The 20,538-nt window shown below is 38.0% G+C and carries 19 protein-coding genes; 9 read left to right on the top strand and 10 right to left on the bottom strand.

The window, feature by feature from the left end; genetic code table 11:
* Nucleotide 1 precedes the first annotated feature (1 nt).
* From D172_RS14940 to lpxC, 4 genes are all read left to right on the top strand, one after another.
* On the top strand, nt 2-781 hold the full coding sequence (locus D172_RS14940; RefSeq protein WP_007376973.1) for a cell division protein FtsQ/DivIB: 780 nt from the start codon (nt 2-4) through the stop codon (nt 779-781).
* Nucleotides 778-2,010, top strand: a complete 1,233-nt coding sequence (gene ftsA, locus D172_RS14935) for a cell division protein FtsA (protein ID WP_033023600.1) — start codon at nt 778-780, stop codon at nt 2,008-2,010. Before D172_RS14940 ends, ftsA begins: the two co-directional genes overlap by 4 nt.
* A 21-nt stretch (nt 2,011-2,031) precedes the next feature.
* On the top strand, nt 2,032-3,276 hold the full coding sequence (gene ftsZ, locus D172_RS14930) for a cell division protein FtsZ (RefSeq protein ID WP_007376971.1): 1,245 nt from the start codon (nt 2,032-2,034) through the stop codon (nt 3,274-3,276).
* A 106-nt stretch (nt 3,277-3,382) separates the two neighbouring features.
* Entirely contained in the window at nt 3,383-4,294 is a 912-nt protein-coding gene (gene lpxC, locus D172_RS14925; protein WP_007376970.1) for a UDP-3-O-acyl-N-acetylglucosamine deacetylase, read from the top strand.
* Nucleotides 4,295-4,371: 77 nt separating this feature from the next.
* On the opposite strand, the gene yjjG is transcribed toward lpxC, so the two are convergent.
* The 3 genes from yjjG to D172_RS14910 form a co-directional block, all read right to left on the bottom strand.
* On the bottom strand, nt 4,372-5,049 hold the full coding sequence (yjjG, locus tag D172_RS14920) for a pyrimidine 5'-nucleotidase (protein WP_007376969.1): 678 nt from the start codon (nt 5,047-5,049) through the stop codon (nt 4,372-4,374).
* A 13-nt stretch (nt 5,050-5,062) separates the two neighbouring features.
* The gene (gene yjjX, locus D172_RS14915; RefSeq protein ID WP_086007036.1) at nt 5,063-5,608 is read right to left on the bottom strand and encodes an inosine/xanthosine triphosphatase; all 546 of its coding nucleotides are present in this window, start codon (nt 5,606-5,608) and stop codon (nt 5,063-5,065) included.
* 64 nt (nt 5,609-5,672) lie between these two features.
* Complete coding sequence (locus D172_RS14910) at nt 5,673-6,572, bottom strand: phosphoribulokinase (protein WP_007376967.1); 900 nt, start codon at nt 6,570-6,572, stop codon at nt 5,673-5,675.
* 157 nt (nt 6,573-6,729) lie between these two features.
* On the opposite strand from D172_RS14910, the gene D172_RS14905 reads away from it, so the two are divergent.
* Together D172_RS14905 and D172_RS14900 are read left to right on the top strand one after the other, a co-directional pair.
* Nucleotides 6,730-7,605 (top strand): hypothetical protein, encoded by an 876-nt coding sequence (locus D172_RS14905; protein ID WP_007376966.1) that lies wholly within the window; start codon nt 6,730-6,732, stop codon nt 7,603-7,605.
* 75 nt (nt 7,606-7,680) lie between these two features.
* Nucleotides 7,681-8,046 carry a hypothetical protein gene (locus tag D172_RS14900; protein WP_007376965.1) on the top strand — a complete coding sequence of 122 codons (366 nt, stop codon included), beginning with the start codon at nt 7,681-7,683 and terminating at the stop codon, nt 8,044-8,046.
* Between the two features lie 76 nt (nt 8,047-8,122).
* On the opposite strand, the gene D172_RS14895 is transcribed toward D172_RS14900, so the two are convergent.
* From D172_RS14895 to D172_RS14875, 5 genes are all read right to left on the bottom strand, one after another.
* Complete coding sequence (locus D172_RS14895) at nt 8,123-10,696, bottom strand: M1 family metallopeptidase (RefSeq protein WP_007376964.1); 2,574 nt, start codon at nt 10,694-10,696, stop codon at nt 8,123-8,125.
* A 148-nt stretch (nt 10,697-10,844) separates the two neighbouring features.
* Nucleotides 10,845-11,525: a hypothetical protein gene (locus D172_RS14890; protein ID WP_007376963.1), complete on the bottom strand. Its 681-nt coding sequence runs from the start codon at nt 11,523-11,525 to the stop codon at nt 10,845-10,847.
* Nucleotides 11,526-11,671: 146 nt separating this feature from the next.
* Nucleotides 11,672-12,022 (bottom strand): DUF2750 domain-containing protein, encoded by a 351-nt coding sequence (locus D172_RS14885; RefSeq protein ID WP_007376962.1) that lies wholly within the window; start codon nt 12,020-12,022, stop codon nt 11,672-11,674.
* 847 nt (nt 12,023-12,869) lie between these two features.
* Nucleotides 12,870-13,151, bottom strand: coding sequence for a peptidylprolyl isomerase (locus tag D172_RS14880; RefSeq protein ID WP_007376961.1), 282 nt, complete (start codon nt 13,149-13,151; stop codon nt 12,870-12,872).
* Between the two features lie 85 nt (nt 13,152-13,236).
* Nucleotides 13,237-13,809: a glutathione peroxidase gene (locus D172_RS14875; RefSeq protein WP_007376960.1), complete on the bottom strand. Its 573-nt coding sequence runs from the start codon at nt 13,807-13,809 to the stop codon at nt 13,237-13,239.
* 83 nt (nt 13,810-13,892) lie between these two features.
* On the opposite strand from D172_RS14875, the gene D172_RS14870 reads away from it, so the two are divergent.
* The 3 genes from D172_RS14870 to D172_RS14860 all read left to right on the top strand — a co-directional run bounded on the left by D172_RS14870 (nt 13,893) and on the right by D172_RS14860 (nt 17,665).
* On the top strand, nt 13,893-14,381 hold the full coding sequence (locus D172_RS14870) for a GNAT family N-acetyltransferase (protein WP_033015403.1): 489 nt from the start codon (nt 13,893-13,895) through the stop codon (nt 14,379-14,381).
* 120 nt (nt 14,382-14,501) lie between these two features.
* On the top strand, nt 14,502-16,481 hold the full coding sequence (locus tag D172_RS14865) for an ATP-binding protein (RefSeq protein WP_007376958.1): 1,980 nt from the start codon (nt 14,502-14,504) through the stop codon (nt 16,479-16,481).
* A 56-nt stretch (nt 16,482-16,537) separates the two neighbouring features.
* Nucleotides 16,538-17,665, top strand: a complete 1,128-nt coding sequence (locus D172_RS14860) for a response regulator (protein ID WP_007376957.1) — start codon at nt 16,538-16,540, stop codon at nt 17,663-17,665.
* A gap of 243 nt (nt 17,666-17,908) precedes the next feature.
* Here D172_RS14860 and queG read toward each other — a convergent pair whose 3' ends face one another.
* Together queG and D172_RS14850 are read right to left on the bottom strand one after the other, a co-directional pair.
* Nucleotides 17,909-19,042: a tRNA epoxyqueuosine(34) reductase QueG gene (gene queG / locus D172_RS14855; RefSeq protein ID WP_007376956.1), complete on the bottom strand. Its 1,134-nt coding sequence runs from the start codon at nt 19,040-19,042 to the stop codon at nt 17,909-17,911.
* A gap of 239 nt (nt 19,043-19,281) precedes the next feature.
* The gene (locus D172_RS14850) at nt 19,282-20,499 is read right to left on the bottom strand and encodes a methyl-accepting chemotaxis protein (RefSeq protein ID WP_007376955.1); all 1,218 of its coding nucleotides are present in this window, start codon (nt 20,497-20,499) and stop codon (nt 19,282-19,284) included.
* Nucleotides 20,500-20,538 lie beyond the last annotated feature (39 nt).

Below are 20,538 nucleotides of genomic sequence, written 5' to 3'. Positions count from 1 at the left end.
TATGCACCCCCTTTTAGAAAAAGCTCAGAAAATCAAACAGCAACTAAATTGGTCGCTCATTTTTGGTGTGAGCTTTTTTCTAATTGTTGTGATTGGCTTAATACAGATCACGGCGGGGATTTCGCATTGGTTAGTTGAAAACAAAGATGCTCAAATTAAGCATTTAACAGTGCAAGGGCATCCTAAGTACACTGATGAAACGGCAATAATAAAAGCAATAAAAAGAGCCGATTTAAGTAGTTTTTTTGAACTTGATGTAAAACATGTGCAACAACTGGTGCAAGACTTACCTTGGGTTGCGACAGTATCAGTACGTAAACAATGGCCAGATACTTTGCAAGTATATGTTGTTGAGCATGATGCTGTGGCACATTGGAATAGTGATTTATTACTAAATCAAAAAGGTGAAGCTTTTCAGGCTAGTAGCGATAAACTAAATGTAGATTTACCGCAATTATTCGGGCCAGAAGGCAGTGAACAAGAAGCATGGTTAGCTTTTAAACAGTTTGATGAAATGCTTAAAGTAAATGCGTTAACATTAAATAGTTTAGCGTTGTCTGAGCGTTTTTCATGGCAACTGTGGTTAGATAATGGTGTACGTTTAAATTTAGGGCGTAAAGATAAAGCAAAGCGAGTTCAGCGCTTTATAGATGTTTACCCGAGAATGGAACATCCTGAAAATGCTCAGATAGATACAATCGATTTACGGTATGATACCGGCCTTGCAGTAAGCTTTAAGCCAATGCAAGAAGAACAATTACAAAATAAGAGTAAGGCATGACTAAGTCAGCAGAAAGAAACCTCGTGATTGGATTAGATGTTGGTACCTCGAAAGTGGTTGCCACGGTAGGTGAAATCACCGCAGATAACAAACTCAGTATTGTTGGTGTGGGCAGCCAAGTGTCTCGTGGTATGGATAAAGGCGGCGTTAACGATTTAAACTTGGTATCTGAGTCTATTCGACGAGCTATAGACGAAGCTGAGTTAATGGCTGATTGTCGTATTAGTTCTGTGTACCTTGGTATCTCTGGTAAGCATATTCAGTGCCAGAACGAGAGTGGTGTGGTTGCTATTAACAACACTGAAGTGACCGATGAAGATATTGAAAATGTCATTCATATTGCACGCTCTGTGCCTATCTCGGCAGAGCGTAAAATGCTGCATGCATTGCCGCAAGAATACAGTATTGATATGCAAGAGGGCATTAAAAACCCACTTGGTATGAGTGGTGTTCGTATGGAAGCGCGAGCACATATCATTACTTGCTCAAACGATATGGCAAAAAACATTGAAAAATGTGTAGAACGTTGTGGTCTTGAAGTCGATCAACTTATCTTTACCGCACTAGCATCATGTTATTCTGTATTAACAGATGACGAAAAAGAGCTAGGTGTTGCAGTACTTGATATTGGTGGCGGTACTATGGATATCACTATTTATATTAATGGTGCACTTCGCCATTCTGCCGTTATTCCTGTTGCTGGTAATCAGGTTACAGGTGATATTGCAAAAATATTTCGTACACCTATATCACATGCAGAGTCACTCAAAGTACAATACGCATGTGCTAGTAGCCAAATGGCAAGTAGCGAAGACACAATTGAAGTACCAAGTGTTGGCGGACGACCAGCAAGATTGATGTCACGCCATACATTGTCAGAGGTAGTAGAACCTCGTTTTAGAGAATTATTTGAGCTTGCGATGGAAGAGATTCGTCGTTCTGGTTTAGAAGATCAAATTGCTGCAGGCCTCGTTGTTACTGGTGGTACTGCTAAAATGACTGGTGCAATGGAAGTGGCAGAAGACATTTTCCAAATGCCAGTTAGAATAGGAAAACCAATTGGGATAGTTGGTTTGACAGACTATGTAGATGATCCCTCGTACGCAACTGCTGTTGGTTTGTTACAATACGGACGTACAATGCAATCGATGAATGCACAAAAGTCGAAAGCAGAAGGGAACAATAATTTATGGAACCGTGTTACAAAATGGTTTCAAGGCGAGTTTTAATGCTCAAGTCGGAGAGTAAATATGTTTGATATAATGGAACAACACAGCGAAGAAGCTGTCATAAAAGTGATAGGCGTGGGCGGCGGCGGCGGTAACGCTGTTGAGCACATGGTAAAACAACAGATTGAAGGCGTACGCTTTATTGCTGCTAATACGGATGCACAGGCATTACGTAACTCTGCTGCCGATATTACAGTTCAATTAGGCACGCAAATAACCTCAGGGTTAGGTGCGGGCGCAAATCCTGAAGTAGGCCGTAAATCGGCTGAAGAAGACGCCGATACAATTCGTGCCAGCCTTGAAGGCGCCGACATGGTATTCATAGCTGCAGGTATGGGCGGTGGTACAGGTACTGGTGCAGCACCGGTTGTTGCTAAAATTGCTAAAGAACTCGGTATTTTAACAGTTGCAGTTGTAACACGTCCTTTTGATTTTGAAGGTAAAAAACGTGCAGCAGCCGCCGATCAAGGCATTAATGAATTGTCAGAAATTGTAGATTCGCTTATTACAATTCCGAACAATAAATTACTTAAGGTTTTAGGAAAAGGGACTACTCTTCTAGATGCCTTCGCTAAAGCTAATGACGTATTATTTGGTGCGGTACAGGGTATAGCAGAGCTAATTACACGTTCTGGTTTAATTAACGTGGATTTCGCCGATGTACGTACAGTAATGTCTGCAATGGGTACTGCAATGATGGGAACGGCGTCTGCGTCAGGTCCTGATCGTGCACAGGAGGCTGCAGAAGCGGCTATCTCAAGCCCACTACTAGAAGACGTTGATTTAACAGGTGCTAAAGGCATCTTGGTTAATATTACCGCCGGTATGGACATTGCGATTGAAGAATTTGAAATTGTTGGCAATCACGTTAAAGCACTTGCGTCAGAAAACGCAACGGTTGTTGTTGGTGCGGTAATCGACCCAGAAATGACTGATGAGCTACGTGTAACGGTTGTTGCAACAGGTTTAGGCGGTGATCGTCGTCCACAGTTTGGTATTGTTGATAATGGCTTTAAAAAGGCATCAGGATCTGATGTTGCAAGCACATCAAACCAAGCAAGTAGTATGTACGTACCAAGCTTTGCAAGCCAAGACACAAACACTGAAGAAAATGCTGCTAAAGCACAAACGCAAAGCAAAGAAAAAGCGCCTTCAACGAGTTCAAGTAGTTCGAGCTCTTCAGCGCAAAGCGGTAAAAAAGCGGATAAATCAGAAGGCGGTGATTATTTTGATATTCCAGCTTTTTTACGTAAGCAGGCAGATTAACATTTAATAATACTTTTGTTTGAAATATGTACAAATATTGAAAGGCAAAAGGATTTATGTTAAACTCCGCCGTCTAACTGTAACTGATTTAAAAGTGAGCGAACCTATGATTAAACAGCGTACGATTGCAGAAATAGTCAAAGCCATAGGAATTGGACTTCATAAAGGTGAGAAGGTCACAATAACTCTCCGACCTGCGAGCGCAAATACTGGGATTGTATTTCGTCGTGTCGACCTTGATCCGGTTGTTGATTTTGAAACAACACCTGAAGCCGTTGGTGATACGCAATTGTGTACTTGTTTAATTAACAAAGATGGCGTTCGCTTATCGACTACTGAGCACCTTATTGCAGCCGTTGCTGCAATGGGCATTGATAATCTAATTGTAGAATTAGACAGCTCAGAAGTGCCGATTATGGATGGTAGTGCATTACCATTCATATATCTGTTACAAAAAGGCGGAATTGAAGAGCAAAATGTTGCTAAACGCTTTATTCGTATTAAAGAAAAAGTACGTATTGAAGAAGGTGATAAATGGGCTGAAGTTGAACCTTATGATGGTTTTCATATCGACTTTGAGATTGCGTTTAACCACCCTGCTATCAACGAAAGTCGCCAACGTATAGGGTTAGATATAACAACGCAAAGCTTTATTGAAGAAATTAGCCGTGCGCGTACTTTTGGATTTATGAAAGATATTGAATACATGCATGCAAACAACCTAGCACTAGGTGGTAGTATGGATAGTGCTGTGGTACTTGATGAATTCAAAGTTTTAAATCCTAATGGTTTACGTTATAGCGACGAGTTTGTTAAGCACAAGATATTAGACTGTGTTGGTGACATGTTTATGACAGGTCATAACCTTTTAGGTAAAGTAACCGCATTTAAATCGGGTCATGATTTAAATAATAAATTACTTCGTAAAATTATGGCTACAGAGTCAGCATGGGAGTGGGCAACATTTGAAACGCCTGTGACGATGCCTGCACCCGGTCTTGAGTTAGCTCCAGCCTAAAAGCAATAAAAGTACAGTTCGCAAACAGTTATAAAAAATGACGCTAATTAGCGTCATTTTTTTGCGTAAAATTTACTTTATTGCAATTCTAAAATAGCTTGTAACTGATTTAAATGAGTTACGGTATAGGTTGGTTTTATTCCGTCGGGTAATTGCTCACCAGGGTGTTGTAACCAGCAAGTATCAATACCTGCATTGTTGCCGCCAAGTATGTCACTTGCTGCGGTGTCACCGACCATAAGTATCTCGCTTTTATCTGGGTTACCCATTAGCTCAAATGTGTGTTCAAAAATCGCTTTATTCGGTTTTGCTATGCCAACAAGCTCAGATATAACCAACCATTCAAACATATCTTTTAAACCAGTGTGTTCTAAACGTACTGTTTGTAGGCGGGCAAATCCGTTAGTAATAATACCTAATCGAGCATTTGGCTTAAGCTTATTTAAAAGTTCTATAGCGCCAGGTAATGGCTCGCAAATTTGCGCCATAGCATCTAAAAAAGCATCGTTCAGCTCTTTTGCTGGCACATTTAGCTTTGCAGCCCATTCATTAAAGCGAGTTACTTGTAAGTAATCAGCAGTTATAGAACCGTTTTGATAATCAACCCACAGCTGCTTATTGGTTTTTTGATAATGAATATAATCGTCTTGGCTAAAATCTACGTTGTAAGCTTTAAACATGCGAGTCATGCCCGCTAAAATATCAAACCTAAATAAGGTTTCGTCTGCGTCAAACAATACATAGCTGTATTTCATTAAACTTCCTAAATTAATTTGTTTGGCTGTATAGCTCAGAGTGTAAAAATGGCGCCATAGCTAAAGTGAGTGCTTGTGTATACGTACTTTCACGCGTGGCATGATTGTTTGTAAGTAGTCCAATAGCACCCCCTTTTTGCTTAATATTGGTGGTATTGAATGCCTTGTCCATTACATCGCCAAGCTCTTCACCTTTAAGTAATGCATTATAAAGTACTTGAGGTAAGGGGAGGTTACTGCTGCGCCCTACAACTTGATTTAAGGCATTATCAATAACTACATAGGCAAAGGTTGCTGGGCCATAGCTAAACTGCTCTGCACCGCCTTCCATTGCCACGTAATAGTGAGCTTGGTAATGTTCTTTGCAGTAATCAACGCGGTTTTGCGCGCCAATGCGTGTTTCGTCTTCGCCAATAGGTTGATCGGGCACATTGGATGGTGCATCAACACCTTGGCAATCAATTTCATGATCAGGGAAATACATTGCAAAAATATATTTAGCCGCGTTAATTTTTACAGGGTTTTTAGAACCCACAATAATTTTTAATGAGTACAACACAATGTCCCTTATTGTTACTAAAAATCAGCAGTGTACGTGAGAGAGCTCAACCTTAGAAGAGGAGTTAAATAGGTATATCCAGAGGTGCTAAGTTTTCCAGTGCACGCTTTTTCAAAATAATATCTTTAATTAGTGGAGTAAGCACCAGCTCCATTGCTAAGCCCATTTTGCCACCAGGTACTACAAGCGTATTTATACGAGACATAAAACTGCCTTCGATCATGCGTAAATAATAAGGAAAATCAACATCATCAATACCTCTAAAGCGAATAACTACAAAGCTTTCATCAAGCGATGGAATATCTTTAGCGCTAAATGGATTTGAAGTATCAACGGTCGGCACTCGTTGGAAATTTATATGAGTTCGAGAAAACTGTGGCGTGATGTGATTAATGTAATCATCCATACTACGGACAATTGAGTCCATAACAGCCTCACGTGAATGACCTCTCTCAGAGGTATCGCGTATCAGTTTTTGAATCCACTCAAGGTTAATAATAGGCACCATGCCTATTAATAAATCAACATGCTTAGCAACGTCTACATCTTGATCGACTACACCACCGTGTAAACCTTCATAAAATAAAATATCAGTATTATGCTCAAGCTCTTGCCAAGGAGTAAAGGTGCCCGGTAACTGATTGTACGGAACCGCTTCATCAAATGTATGTAAATAGCGGCGTAATTTACCTTGCCCAGTTTCACCATAATGATTAAATAAAGTTTCGAGGGCACCAAAGTCATTGGCTTCTCGGCCAAAGTAACTTATGTGCTTACCTTCTTGCTGTGCTTCGCGTACTTTTTTATCCATTTCAGGGCGAGTGTAACGATGAAAGCTATCCCCTTCGATAAAAGCCGCTTCAATATTAAGGCTACGAAAAATATGTTTAATTGCATTGGTTGTGGTGGTTGTGCCTGCACCAGACGAACCCGTAATCGCAATAATAGGATTTTTAGCTGACATGTTAATTCTCTTTTTTAGGAGCCGATTTTATAACCAGACTAAACTTAACATTATTTTAAGTCGTTTGGGTATCTTAAGAGTTGACTGACTTAGCTCAAGTGACGCCATCAGCAAATAACGTTATCATGAGGTGCTTAAAATTAAAACGAGAGAAAGCATGAAACTTATTAAACCATTACTTGGATTATTTTCTATAGCAGCGCTTAGCCCAATTGTGGTGCAGGCTAGCATGCCAAAAAGCCAAGTATTACTTGCTGATTTAAATACGCCTTATGGCTTACAAGTTAGTATTGTGAGTGATAAAAACAGTTATAACAACCAGCCACATTTAACAAATACAGGTTTATACTTTACTCATGAAGTAATTACTGATGAGCAAAGCCAAACCGATATTGCTTATTATGACTTAACATCAAAACAAATCAGCAATATAACTAATTCTCCAGTAAGCGAATATTCACCAACGGTTATGCCAAGTGGTGATGCGATATCAGCGATTGTTGTAGAAGCTGACGGTAAGCAAAAATTGTGGCAATACCCACTCAAAAATGAAGATGCGCCAAGTCGTATTTTTGATTGGATTGAACCTGTTGGGTACCATGCATGGGGTGTTCAAAATGATTTAGTGATGTTCATTTTAGGAAAGCCTCATACTCTTCAATATACTTCTGTTGCACAAGCGAAGGGGGAAATAGCAGCCAGTAATATTGGGCGAACGCTTATTTATAACAACTCAATGGCTGCATTTTTATTTAGTTACACTAAAAACGAGCAACACATTTTAGCGAGTTTTAATCCGCAAGATAAACAAGTTGAAGACCTATTAAGGTTACCGGCTCAAGTTCAAGATTTTATTTTAAAAGATAATACGACCATTGCTTATGCTATTAAAAACCGCGTTTATCAGCGTAAACTTGATGGAAGTGATGAAATATCGCAATGGCTTAATTTAAGCACCTACTGCGAAAAAAATATAACAAGAATGAGTTACAACAATGAAAAGCTCGCTTTTGTATGTGATATAACAAAGTAAAGCAGACAAATAAATTCAGATTTTATTGTGTGTATGCGTTAATCTAATGCGCAAATTAACTAATAGGGATTACACGTGGCTTATAGTGCAGACGAGCTGACAGAGCAGCTTATTAAATTACAGTGCAGAAGTAATTTTAAGATTAAAAATATTGCAGAGTACATGTTAGTAAACTCTAAAGAAGCATTTTATACCCACAGCGAAAGCGGCAAGGGTAAAATAGTAATTCGCCCAGCATTTGAGGTGTTTAGCGATGACTTTAATGATATTGATGGCGTAACGCGTGCGCAAGGGTACTTTCATAGCAGTGAGATGACACGCTTTCCTACGCGTATTTTTAAAAGCGCTCAACCTATTCACTATGGTGTGGCATTTAAAATAAACTCTGAGCAAGCAGCAAAAGACTTTATAGCTAAGCTAACTATGATTATTGGTAATTAATAAAACATAAATGTAAAAAGCCGCTGAATTTATATTCAGCGGCTTTTGTATTTTTATAGCTCAATAAACCTAATAATTACTTACTTTTTAAGAAGCTATTAACCGATTCAAGTTCGCGTGTTTTAAGCGCAATACAATCGTTTGTGCTTTCTTCAAGCTTACTTAATGTGCGCGCGTAGCCTGCTACATCAGCTACTTTTTCGTTAAAGAAGGTTTTTGTTGTCGCTAAGCTTTCTGCATTACAGCTTGCAGTTGTAAAGTAAGGTAAGTTAGGTATAAAGAACGGCGGTAAACTTGCTGTTACTTTATCGTAGTTACTGTAAACCCAGTCAATAAATAACGCTTGGCGCTCATCTGTATAACTTTGACCCGATAAAATAGTACGCATGTCAGATGCAGTTACTTCATCCGTTAAGCTATAAGCTAATACCGCTTTTTGTAATTCAGGTTTGCCAAAAAAGCCCATTGCAGCAAGCATGTTAGTGCGTACTTGTGGATCTTTCGTTGTTTTAAACGTTGTCATGAATTGATCAAGCAGCGCTTTGTCACCATGAAAAGCAGCAAGAGTTAAGTACGTACCGGCTAAGTAAGGGTCTACTTTTTGTGGATCATTTAAATAAACTTGTGTTTGTTCTTTCGCTTTACTGATTACGTTTTTATCTTCACCATCAAAACCTAAGCGTGATACAACGGCCGCACGAAGCTGTGCGATAGCACCGTCTTCACCCGCTTTTGCTTCTAAACCATATTTTTTAGCAGCAGGCGTTACTGCACCGCGAATAAATTCAGGCCATAGGTCTTTATTGCTGTCGTCTTTAAAAGTGCGCTGTTGCGATACTAAGTAACCTAGTGCGGTATTTGCTACGCGAGGGTGGCTATCGCTTACGAACACTTCGAGGGTTTGCATTAACTTAGCAGCAGATATAACACCAGCATCAAGTAGCGCATCAGTAGCTGATAGTAACGCTAAGCGTTCACGGTCACTCAGTACGCTTGGCGCTTTTTTAATAAGTGCGCTAAATTGTGCATCATCCATTACCCAACGGTAGTAGCCTAGAGCACCTTGGTCTGGATAAATCCACTCTGGTTCAAAGTCTAAATCTAGCGTTTGGCTTTGCTTATTAAGTAATACGTTTGCTGTTTTTACTTTATCGCCAGCGCCATATTTAATTGCAACAGGTACATTCCATAATTGCTCTGGTGCATCAACGCCTGCATTTACAAAACGGCTTTGTGAAATAGTTACTTTACTACCTTGCTGATCTACTTTAACCAGCGGAAAAGAAGATTGCTCAATAAACGACTTTAAAACACCCGCTACATCTTTATTTGAAGCTTTACCAAGTGCTTCCCATAAGTCAGCTGCTTCAGCATTTTTATATGAAAACTCTTTTAAGTAACTTTGAATACCTTTTTGAAATGCATCTTCGCCAATCCAGTTTTCAACCATAGCAAGTACCGAGCTGCCTTTACTGTAAGCAAGACCTAAACCATCCATAATATCGGCTTCGGTTTTAATAGGCTTACGAATAGGCTTAGTGCTTAGCCGTGCATCAAGTGCCATTACGTTATTTTGCGGCAGGTCTAAGTGCGATTCAAACTCAGGGTTAAGCTGCTTAGTAATTTTTGCAGCCATCCAGCTAGCAAATGCTTCGTTTAACCATAAGTCGTTCCACCATTTCATGGTTACTAAGTTACCGTACCATTGGTGAGCAAGTTCGTGAGCAATAATTGATACATTGCGCTGTTTTTTACTGCGTGTTGCTGCAGCTAAATCAACTAATAAAATATCTTCTCGGTAGGTTACTAAGCCTGAGTTTTCCATTGCGCCAAATGGAAATTCTGGTACCGCTACTGAGTCTAATTTTTTGTAAACGTAAGGAATACCAAAATACGCTTCAAGTGCGCCTAGTACTTTTGGCATGTTTTCTTTAGCGTATTGGGCTAAGTGGATTTTACCTTGTGGGGTAATTACACGACCAGGAATTGGCATACCTTTTATTTCTAATTCTTCAAACGGGCCAATAGCCATAGCGACTAAGTATGAAGGAATTGGCGGCGTTTTATCAAAGTAGTGTGTGGTCATATCACCATTAACGATTGCTTTAAGCTCAGGCGTATTTGAATATACTTTTTGTGATGTAGGCGCAGTAATCGTTAACTGAAATGGAATTTTGTAGCTAGGTTCGTCAAAAACAGGAAACGCACGACGTGCGTCGCTCATTTCAAACTGAGTAAATAAATAAGGCGTACCTTGGTCTAGCGTTTTGTACAAGCCTACGCTTTGGCGATTATATGGCGCTGAAAAATCAACTTTAAGCGTGTATTTACCTGGTTGAATTTGCTCATCACAACTAAATTTAACTTTGCCTGTTTTAAGCATTTCGTTGTTTAAATCACAGCTTTCGTCGCCAAGCAGTTGCGCCATTTTAACAGCGTAAGCAACGCCATTTAGCTCAATGTATTTTGTTGGTTTTAGTACTTCTAGGGAAATCTCTGTCATCCCTGTGAATGTATCTTGGCTTGGGTCGAGTGTTAGCGATACTTTTTGCGAGCTTGGTTTTGCGAGTTTTTCGATAACAAATTCGTTAGCGTTTGCAGCATTCATTGCCAGCGCAACGCTCACAGTTAAGAGGCTTTTGAGAAACATAATGATCCCTAGATTGTTGTTGTTAGAAATTACCCTAAATAGGCTTTTTTATGCGTATATAATTAGGGATGTGGATATCCTAACAGCTTTTTTAAATAGAGTAATTGATTATAACAGTGACTTTAAGGGGAAATAGTAACAAAGTTTGTCAGTGACTTTCACGTGTTATAAAACGTTGCCAATGCAGGTGTGAGTTAATAACACGTATTTTTTGGATCACGTTATTTAATAAAAGCACGTTGTTAAATTCATTATGTGAATATTCGTTAAATCCCATGAGGTAATTAAAGGCGTCTTTCGAGTTAGCCTGCAGAGCATGTATACGAACTTGTTGCTCAAAGTTGAGGCGTAAGCTGCTTATTGCTGTTTTCATGCCGAGTTGATCAACATTTGGTATATCACACTTTTGTAAATAGCCGGCTCGCTCACCTTCACCTGAAAACCAAATACGCACTTTTTCACTGTACCTGCCAGTTTTTGCGGGCAAGTCGAACATCAATCGGTGTTGATTTTGCGATTTAATAAACGCTATATATTCATTAAGACCATAATTTATAAGCGCTTTGTGTACAGGGACTAAGCGGGGCTTTATTTTTCCGTGAGTATGAAAACTAAAACATAAAATATTTTGTTTAAAGATTAGATCATCAAGTGTTAAGTAACCAATTTCGTCACTGTAAGCACCACTATAATATGAAATTAAGGGCAGCCAAAAGTGCCAATGTTTTGGTTGCTCGCGCATAACTTTAACATCACCGTATATATATCCATTATAAAGTGTATGCAGCTCCATAGCTGAAAAAGGACGACGGCCAAGATGGGTTTTCAACGCAATACCTTGAAAATAAAGACGTGTTATATTTTATACTCAAACCACAGTAAGATGCGAGTGTCGTTGAGATTAAAATCAATTAAACCCAACGAGCAGCGGACTTGTTGGGTTTTAGTAACTTTATAATAAGCTACGCTATCTGTTTATTCGCTTAATGCGCGAGCTAGACCAACAGGTTCAATTTCCACACATACTTGGTCATCATTCCAATTAATACCAACTAGTGCGTTATCTTCGCTTAAATCTTCAACCCAAGCATCTAAAAACTCGTCAAGATTAATTTCTACAGGGCTGTAGTCTTTCCATTCTTCTTTACATTGTGCCTTGGCAGCTTCTTCGCTTTCCCAAAGTAGTAATACGTCAGTTTCGTCAAATTGATTTGAATCACATACTACAAAGCCATTATCTTCTGCACCTAGCGCCCAAATTACTTCGCTAACACGTACTTTTTCTACAAAGTTAACTAGTTGTGATTCAATTTCGATATCGCTCATGTGTTTACCTTTTTAATTAGTGACTAGGATTAGTATCTATAGCTGCTTGGCGTTGGTTATATTACTTATGAAAAGCAATAAATTACGAATGTTGTCAAAAATGAGTCAACAAACGAAAGCAAATCCAATCAAGCGGGCAGTATAAACTGATGTTGAAGCATTCACAGCCTTTAAATTCATCACCAGTTAAATGGGCAGTTAAATAGTTTAATGTTTCAACAATATGTTCATTTTATGAAATTAAAGCGTAAGTAATCTGAATTCTGGATAATAAACTTACCCTAGTCAGTTATTTTTAACGCTAACTGCGTTGAACTTACTTGTAATTGGCCCACTATTGGCGCGTAAACTTGCCTTGTTTTCACTGAAAACCTCTGGCTAGGACCTGTTTATCTTTCGAGGTTAAACATGAGCTGCCCGTAAGGTTCTGTCTAGAGCTATTTACTCTTTGTTGCTCGGTTTTTACTTAGCCCATTAGGTTATAAACCTTACGCCGCGATTAAATAGCTCCTAGAGAACGATAAATTTAAATACCATTATTGTTCAATATATTAGTAAAAATTCTTGCTTAGTTCTAGCGCAGTTTTCTTATCGTTAAATAGACACCATATATAATACCAATTCGCTTAATTAAATAATCTATTTTGAAGTAAGAAAATCGTGTCGATAACAAGGAAAACTTTCGTTATTTGTTCTATATCAGAAGTTTTTAACGTAGCTAGCGTCAGATTTAATATCGCAGATTGATTAAGTATTATTGCGGGTTGGTATAAGAAAGTTGGTATTAATTGCTCATTAAAAAAGCCGCAAAAGCGGCTTTTAGAAGTTTTACTTACAATACAAAAATTTATTCTGAACGGCTAGTAACTTCAAGTAAATGATAACCAAATTGTGTTTGTACTGGGCCTTGTACTTGGTTAATAGGCGCAGAAAACACCACTTTATCAAATTCTGGTACCATCATGCCCGGTCCAAACTCGCCAAGGGCGCCGCCATCTTGACCTGAAGGACAGTTAGAGTGGTTTTTTGCTAATTCAGCAAAATCTTCACCTTGTTCAATTTTTGTTTTTAAGTCTAAGCATTGTGCTTCGCTATCTACTAATATGTGTCGTGCGCTTGCCACTGTCATAAAATCTCCCGCTTATTATGTGGTGTTTTTTTAACCTAATGAAATGTCATTCTAGTTAGTTTCAACTAATTGTACCAGTATAAACTTAATTATTAGAAAGTGTATTTTCAATTGCCGTAATCATCTTTTCTGAGTCAGGTGACACTTTGCTGTTAAATCGTAAAATTGTTTTGCGATCTGCAGATACTAGGTATTTATAAAAATTCCAATTAGGGGAACTAGTTTGCTCATTTAGGTGTTTAAAAATAGGATTGGCATCACTGCCTCGTACTTCACTGGTAGCAAACATAGGAAAAGTAACCCCATAATTAATAAAGCAGACTTTAGCTGTCGCTTTTTCATCATTTTCTTCTTGAAAGAAATCGTCAGAAGGAAACCCTAAGACAACTAATCCCTGACTTTTATATTGTTTATAAAGTGCTTCTAAGCCTTTAAATTGAGGTGTGAAACCGCAGTTACTGGCTGTATTGACGATCAATAAAGGCTTATTTTTAAACTGACATAAGTTGATTGACTCTTCAGAACGTAACTTACGTATATTGACGTTAGTAAAATCTTGGCATGTTGTGACCACGTGCTTATCAATTGATTCTGTTTGAGCATGAAGTGGTGTATTTACTAATAAAACCCCTAACCCGAGTAATATTTTTTTTAGCATAGCTAACGACCTAAACTTTACGATTGTTTGAGTGGATGATCATACGCTAATATGGAGAAAATTGATCAACCATGCAATCTATTATGACAACCCGTTTAGCAACTATAAATGATCTTAGCGAAATCGTAGCAATTTACAACGAGACTATTGCTGGTCGAATGGTGACTGCTGACACTGAAGAAGTGACCGTTGAAGAAAAGCGTGAGTGGTTTAATAGCCATACACAAAAAAGACCTATTTATGTTTACTGTGAGAATAACAAAATACTCGCATGGCTTAGTTATAAATCATTTTATGGTCGCCCAGCTTACGATGGCACTGTTGAAATGAGCATATATATTACCGCAAAAGCACAAGGTAAAGGGCTTGGCAAAAAGTTGATGGAATTTGCACAAATCCAAGCTAAACAACTAAATATACGCGTATTGCTAGGATTTATTTTTAGCCACAACTTACCAAGTGTAAATCTATTTAAACATTTTGGCTTCGATGTTTGGGGAGAGTTACCCAATGTCGCTATGATGGATAGTAAGCTTTATAGCCTTACTATTTTCGGAAAACATGTAGAATAAAGTTCGTATCTCTTTTAGGTAAAAAATTCTTACGAAATAACGCTAAGAACCTATGCTAACTAAACAATAATAGGCTACGCTATTAATATATTAAGTTAATTATTTTTAAAGTGTAGCTTGATGATTCGGAAAATATTAATAGTAGACAGCAGCACTATTATCGCAATGCGAGTAAAAGTACTTTTAGAGTTAATTGGATGTGAGGTTGAATTAATTCATTTTTCTATGCTCGATATGCATATAAATGCTGATGCGTATGATTTAATTATAGTGGCGCATGGAGTACCTGTTATTTCTATTGAACCGTTGATTGCTAAGGTCTCACAATCACGGTTTATGTTGCTTGCTCCAAAAGCTGAAAATGGTGAACAACTAAACGCATTTAGTGAGCTTAATCATGCTGTTGCTAATGCAACTGTAGTTTACCCATTTTTTTCTAATAAGGAGATAACTTCTCTACTTGAGAGTTTATTAGAGCTTGGCTCTAACCATATTCTTCAATTACCCACAATTTTACTGGTTGATCATATACCTGAGCGTCTTGAAAAAATGAAAAGCAGCTTAGTAGGCGCTCATATAAACACCCACACCGCGACAAATTTAGATGAAGTATTGGCAATATCCGTTGATACTAAAATTGATATATTAATTAGTGATTTTAGTTTTGGTGATGTAACTGGGTTGGGTATATTTTCTAGCCTAAAATTAAAGCAGCCACATTGTAGGTGTTTACTTTTTACGTCACGCCCTGATCAAGTGTCCATGATTGAGGCTATTCGTGAGGGAGTTGAAGATGTACTCATTAAACCCCTTAACGATAGTATTCTTTTGCAGTCGGTCCATAAGCTATGGCAAACCGAATTATTGAAACGACATAATGCAGAGTTAGTAGAAAGGCTTCAAGACACCGTAGATGCGCTTATTGAAAAGGATAGCTTATTACAAGTTATTTATAAGCATACACCCGATGCAATTATGTTATTTGAGCGCGGTGGTAAAGTTATCGAAGCGAATGATGCTTGCTTAAAACTATTTGATTTACCGTTTAATGAATTAGAAAGTAAGTCTCTTTTTGATTTTTTAGATGTTGATTCAAGCGCAGGAATTAAAGATAAAATTTTGACTTTAAATAGTAATCGACAGTTTAGTTGCGATTTACGTTTAACAAAAACACTAGGGGGTTATATACCTCTTGTGGGATCTTTTAATGAAATAGATCATCATGGTGAAATTGCGCTGGCAGTTATTTTTAAAAATGTAACGCACTTAAAACAAAAAGAAGAGTTGCTACTTGAAGCAAAAGATATTTTAGAAGAACAAGTTAGAGCGCGTACCTCACAGTTAGAGCACGCTAAAAATGTGGCTGAAGCCGCCAATTTGAGTAAATCAGAATTTTTAGCAAACATGTCTCACGAACTTCGCACACCAATGCATTCAATTTTAAGCTTTTCTCGTTTTGGCTTAAATAAATTAGAGGTTGGTGATTTTGCGGAAGAAAAATTATTTAAGTACTTGTCTCGAATTGAATCCAGTGGAGAACGGTTACTTTCATTACTTAATAATTTACTGGATCTATCCAAGCTTGATGTGGGTAAATTTCCTTTCAATCCTAGAACACATAATTTAGCTAATATCATTAGAACGAGTATTGATGATGTCGCTGGAACTGCAATGGAAAAAGAGATTGAAATCATTTTTTCAGTGCAGTCTAACCCGGTAGTCGCTCTGTGTGATGAGGAACAAATTAATCAATTAATGTGTAATTTATTAGGTAACGCATTAAAGTTTAGTGAGCCAAAAAGTAAAATTAAAGTGGAATTGGCATCTGAGAACGAGTTTGCAGTAATAGCCGTTATCGATAATGGTATTGGTATACCTGAGGATGAACTTGAAGACATTTTCACTAAATTTGTACAAAGCAGTAAAACCAATAGCGGAGCTGGTGGAACAGGGTTAGGCCTTGCATTATGTAGGGAGTTTGTTTCTTTGCATCAAGGTAATATTACAGCCTTAAATAACACTAATGGCGGCGCTACTATTTGTATACAAATACCACTTAAAATAAACCTAGACGAACACTTAGCACTGCAAAGCAGTTAATTTTTTAAACAAGTGTTTGAAGTAGCATATTTAGAATTTAAATGGATGATGAAACGATGGCTTTAACAAAAATACTTGCAGTGGATGACGAACCCTTTAATCTTGAAATTATAGAAGAGATTCTGGAGGACCTCGATTTTGAATTAAAGGTAGCCGTTAGCGGTCCAGAGTGCTTGAGTATGGTAGAAGACTATATGCCTCAGGTTATATTGCTGGATGTGAGTATGCCACAAATGAATGGTTACGAAGTCTGTAAGAGCCTTAAATCCAACCCAAATACCGCGCATATAATTGTGATGTTTGTATCAGCAAGGGGGACGGTTGAGGAACGTATGGAAGGTTACTCTGTTGGTGCAGAAGATTATATTGTTAAACCGTTTGGGCATGACGAACTCAAGTCTAAATTAAATAATTTGAATCAAGTGTTGGTAGAGAAAGAGAGTCTTGAAAAACAAGTTGAAGATGCAACTTCTACAGCATTTAATGCGATGGCTAACAGTAGTGAAATGGGGCAAATAGTTAATTATGTTGAAAATATTGGTTTTATAAATGATCCCCAAAGCTTAGGAAAAGCGCTCATAGATTGTCTACAGTCTTTTAATTTGCAAAGTAACGTAGAGTTTCGATATGCGAATGTTATAGAGCATTTTGCGTTACATGGGGTTTGTTCACCGATTGTTATTGAACTATTTGAAATGCTTAAAAGTAAAGGTCGGTTGCACGAATTTTCACATCGAATTTTGGTTAACTACGAATACATAAGCTTACTGGTTTTAAATATGCCGGATCATGATCCAGATAAGCATGGACGAATTCGTGACCACGTATGTTTTATTGTCAGTGTTACAGAGCAGCAATTACGAGCAATAATGACCAAAAGAATACTTGTATCCCAACAAGAACGACTAAATACGGTCGCAAATTCCGTACATAGTAAATTTCATAGTTTAATTGGCTTACTTAACGATAATCGTAAAAATAACGAAAGAGTTTTTAAGCAACTACAAGAAGATCTTGAAGTGCGAATACCAACAATGGGATTAGATGAGGACCAAGAGGTTTTTATTTACAAAAAAGTAGATGAAACAATTCAAAATTCAATTTCAAGAGAGGAGTCAGTTCAAGAAGTTAAAGCCTCTTTTGCTGAGATTGAACAAGACCTGTCATTACTTTTAAAGAGCTAAGTAACTTGATAACTGGATAATAAATCTATCTTAAGCAGTTCTTTCAGCACTGACTGCGTTGAATTTTCTTGCAATAGGCCCGCGATTGACATGCAAGTTCGCCTGTTTTACTGGAAGTCTCTGGCTAGAGGGAATAAGTTTAAATATAGTTATTATTCAAAACGTTAGTGAATCTCTTAACCAGAGTTCAGGTTAAATATACTTAACTAAATAATGTTACTTTAAAGGCTTACACCAACTGCATTATGCATCTCTGGGTAAGCCTTTTTCTACAATTCTGATTAACCTAGCTGTTTTACGAAGCGCTACTCGTTGTTTATCATTTTGTTGGGAAAGTGCCCATTCAATATGCTCTAAAACAAGTTCACTGCATATTTGGCTTTTGTCTTCTAAGGCATAAATAATAGCGGGGCTAAATTGTGCATTACCTAACCCTATTGCTAAGTTACGTAACCAACGTTCGTGACCAATACGGCGAATAGGACTGCCTTCGGTATTTTTTAAAAAAGTAGCTTCATCCCAAGCAAACAACTCAAGTAAATCTTTGTCTTTTAATTGAGTGCGCGGGTGAAAATCGTTTTCGTCAGTAATTTGGCCATAACGATTCCAAGGGCATACTAACTGACAATCATCGCAGCCATAAATTCTATTACCCAATAAAGTCCTATATTGCTCAGGAATGGGCCCTTGGTGCTCTATTGTTAAGTACGATATGCATTTACGTGCGTCAACGACATAAGGCTCTACAATTGCGCCTGTTGGGCAAAGAGTGATGCAGGCAACGCATTTACCGCAGCCTTCAAAGGTGTTTTCGGCGTCTATTGGCAGTGGTAAATCAATAAATAGCTCGCCTAAAAAAAACCACGATCCTGCTTCTTGATTAATTAACAAAGAATGCTTACCACGCCAACCTAAACCCGCTTTCTCGGCGAGTTGACGTTCAAGTATTGGGGCTGAATCTACAAAGGGTCTAAAGCCATATTCACCAATTTCTTGTTCTATTTTTTGGCCGAGTTTTTTTAATCGATTACGCATTAATTTATGATAATCACGGCCCAGTGCGTATCGGCTTATATATGCTTTTTCTTTATTTTTTAAGGTTTTTGCAAAGCCAGCATCGGGTGGGAGGTAATTCATTTTTACTGATATTACACGCTGTGTGCCAGGTACTAATTCAGCTGGGCGAGCGCGTTTCATGCCGTGTGAAGCCATGTAGTCCATTGAACCATGAAAGCCAGCATCAAGCCAACGTTGCAGTTGAGCCTCGTGCTTACTTAGGTCAATATCGGTAATACCCACTTCGCTAAAGCCAAGCTCTTGTCCCCAAGTTTTTATTTGCAGGGCTAATTTTTCATAGTCTGGGGTTGGGTTGCTCACACACTTTACACACTTAAATTAATAGCTGCGTAATTTACCATATTTACTAGGGCTTGTTTATCTTTCGGGTTGAATTTAAAGCAGTGAGTTTGGTTTTTAAGTAAGACAAAGCTATGTTGTATGGTTGTTCCCCATAAATAGTCGATAACGCTGCATAGATGCCTGTCATGCGCTGTCTTTAGGTAGAAAAAATTTTAATCCTAAAAGGCCAACAGGCTCTAATAAGTTAAAACGTTTTGCTACAGTACAAAACGTTTTAACTGTTGTTGAGTTTGTAAGCTTAGCTGCTGAGAGTTTTCGCTATCGGCCACAGCAGTGTCGATTAACTGCTTAGCTTGCTCACCTAGCTCTACAATTTGCTCAACAGATTGATGAGTTTGAGTTTGTGTTTGCTCAAGCAGATGCACGGCACTGGCTATTTGCTTCAATTGTTGCTGATTTTGCTCAAATTCATTAAGCATCTTGCTAAACCCGTCAGACGTTGCACTAATTGCACTTTGTGCACTATTAGAGTGGGTGATCAGTTGCTCTGACTCTTTATTTGTTTCGTTTACTAGCTCATTCATTTGGGTAATAAAATCACTAATTTGTCTTGTTGCGCCACTTACTTTTATAGAAAGCGTACGGACTTCATCGGCAACTACAGCAAAGCCTCGTCCAGCTTCACCTGCTCGGGCTGCTTCTATTGCAGCGTTGAGTGCTAATAAGTTGGTTTGATCTGAAAACTCTTCAACCATTTTTAAAATACTACGTATATTTTCACTGTTTTCTTTTAAACCTGCGACCGTATTTGAAAAACTACCTAGCATATTAGTGATTAATTTAACTTGTTCGACAAGCGCTGAAAGCTCTTTAGCTGAGAGTTTTACAAAGTTTAGATGTTCATTATTAACGTTATGGACACTGTCGGTATTAATGACTATGTTTTGTAAGCTTTGCGTTATTTGCATACTCGCATTAATTATACTGTGGCTTAAATGTATTTGTTGCTCGCTTGAGTTATCCGTATTTTTCATTGACTCGGTAACGGCTTTATTACTATTGGCACTGGCTTCAGCGCTACTGTAAGTTGTATTTAGTAGTTCGCCTAAGTGAGTGGTGAAAGTATTGTATTGGGTACTTAAATCTCTAAATTCATCATACGAAAAATGCGGAAGTTTTGCGGCTAAATTAGCATCTTGTTGGTTTATTTTTATTAGTGTATCGCGCATCGCGGTAATAGGACGCACGATTAAAAAACGCATATACGAAAGTGTAAAACCAAACCCCATAACAATTACAAGTGTTAAAAGCCAAAATAGCTCTGTACTTTGTTGTTCGCTAAGGCTTTGGTACAACCAAAACAGAGTGATGGCTTGAAATAGAAATACAAAACTTAGATTGCCTACAATTTTACGTGTTAATGTGAAAAAGAAGGTCTGCTCAATATAATTATAAATTTTCATGTAGCTACTCATTTTACTGAAACCTTTATGGTATTAGTGCTCTTACGTTCT

This window comes from Pseudoalteromonas sp. Bsw20308 (assembly GCF_000310105.2).
In the GTDB taxonomy this organism is placed as follows: Bacteria; Pseudomonadota; Gammaproteobacteria; order Enterobacterales; family Alteromonadaceae; genus Pseudoalteromonas; species Pseudoalteromonas fuliginea.
Note: the sequence above shows the minus strand (reverse complement) of the source record. Positions and strands in the feature narration are given on the sequence as shown.

What these genes read in the sequence shown, in the direction of transcription:
- D172_RS14905 (WP_007376966.1), top strand. Translation starts at nt 6,730, where the DNA reads ATGAAACTTATTAAACCATTACTTGGATTATTTTCTATAGCAGCGCTT.
- D172_RS14940 (WP_007376973.1), top strand. Translation starts at nt 2, where the DNA reads ATGCACCCCCTTTTAGAAAAAGCTCAGAAAATCAAACAGCAACTAAAT.
- D172_RS14875 (WP_007376960.1), bottom strand. Translation starts at nt 13,809, where the DNA reads ATGCTAAAAAAAATATTACTCGGGTTAGGGGTTTTATTAGTAAATACA.
- D172_RS14865 (WP_007376958.1), top strand. Translation starts at nt 14,502, where the DNA reads ATGATTCGGAAAATATTAATAGTAGACAGCAGCACTATTATCGCAATG.
- D172_RS14850 (WP_007376955.1), bottom strand. Translation starts at nt 20,499, where the DNA reads ATGAGTAGCTACATGAAAATTTATAATTATATTGAGCAGACCTTCTTT.
- D172_RS14910 (WP_007376967.1), bottom strand. Translation starts at nt 6,572, where the DNA reads ATGTCAGCTAAAAATCCTATTATTGCGATTACGGGTTCGTCTGGTGCA.
- ftsZ (WP_007376971.1), top strand. Translation starts at nt 2,032, where the DNA reads ATGTTTGATATAATGGAACAACACAGCGAAGAAGCTGTCATAAAAGTG.
- D172_RS14885 (WP_007376962.1), bottom strand. Translation starts at nt 12,022, where the DNA reads ATGAGCGATATCGAAATTGAATCACAACTAGTTAACTTTGTAGAAAAA.
- D172_RS14895 (WP_007376964.1), bottom strand. Translation starts at nt 10,696, where the DNA reads ATGTTTCTCAAAAGCCTCTTAACTGTGAGCGTTGCGCTGGCAATGAAT.
- D172_RS14870 (WP_033015403.1), top strand. Translation starts at nt 13,893, where the DNA reads ATGACAACCCGTTTAGCAACTATAAATGATCTTAGCGAAATCGTAGCA.
- D172_RS14880 (WP_007376961.1), bottom strand. Translation starts at nt 13,151, where the DNA reads ATGACAGTGGCAAGCGCACGACACATATTAGTAGATAGCGAAGCACAA.
- ftsA (WP_033023600.1), top strand. Translation starts at nt 778, where the DNA reads ATGACTAAGTCAGCAGAAAGAAACCTCGTGATTGGATTAGATGTTGGT.
- D172_RS14860 (WP_007376957.1), top strand. Translation starts at nt 16,538, where the DNA reads ATGGCTTTAACAAAAATACTTGCAGTGGATGACGAACCCTTTAATCTT.
- yjjG (WP_007376969.1), bottom strand. Translation starts at nt 5,049, where the DNA reads ATGAAATACAGCTATGTATTGTTTGACGCAGACGAAACCTTATTTAGG.
- lpxC (WP_007376970.1), top strand. Translation starts at nt 3,383, where the DNA reads ATGATTAAACAGCGTACGATTGCAGAAATAGTCAAAGCCATAGGAATT.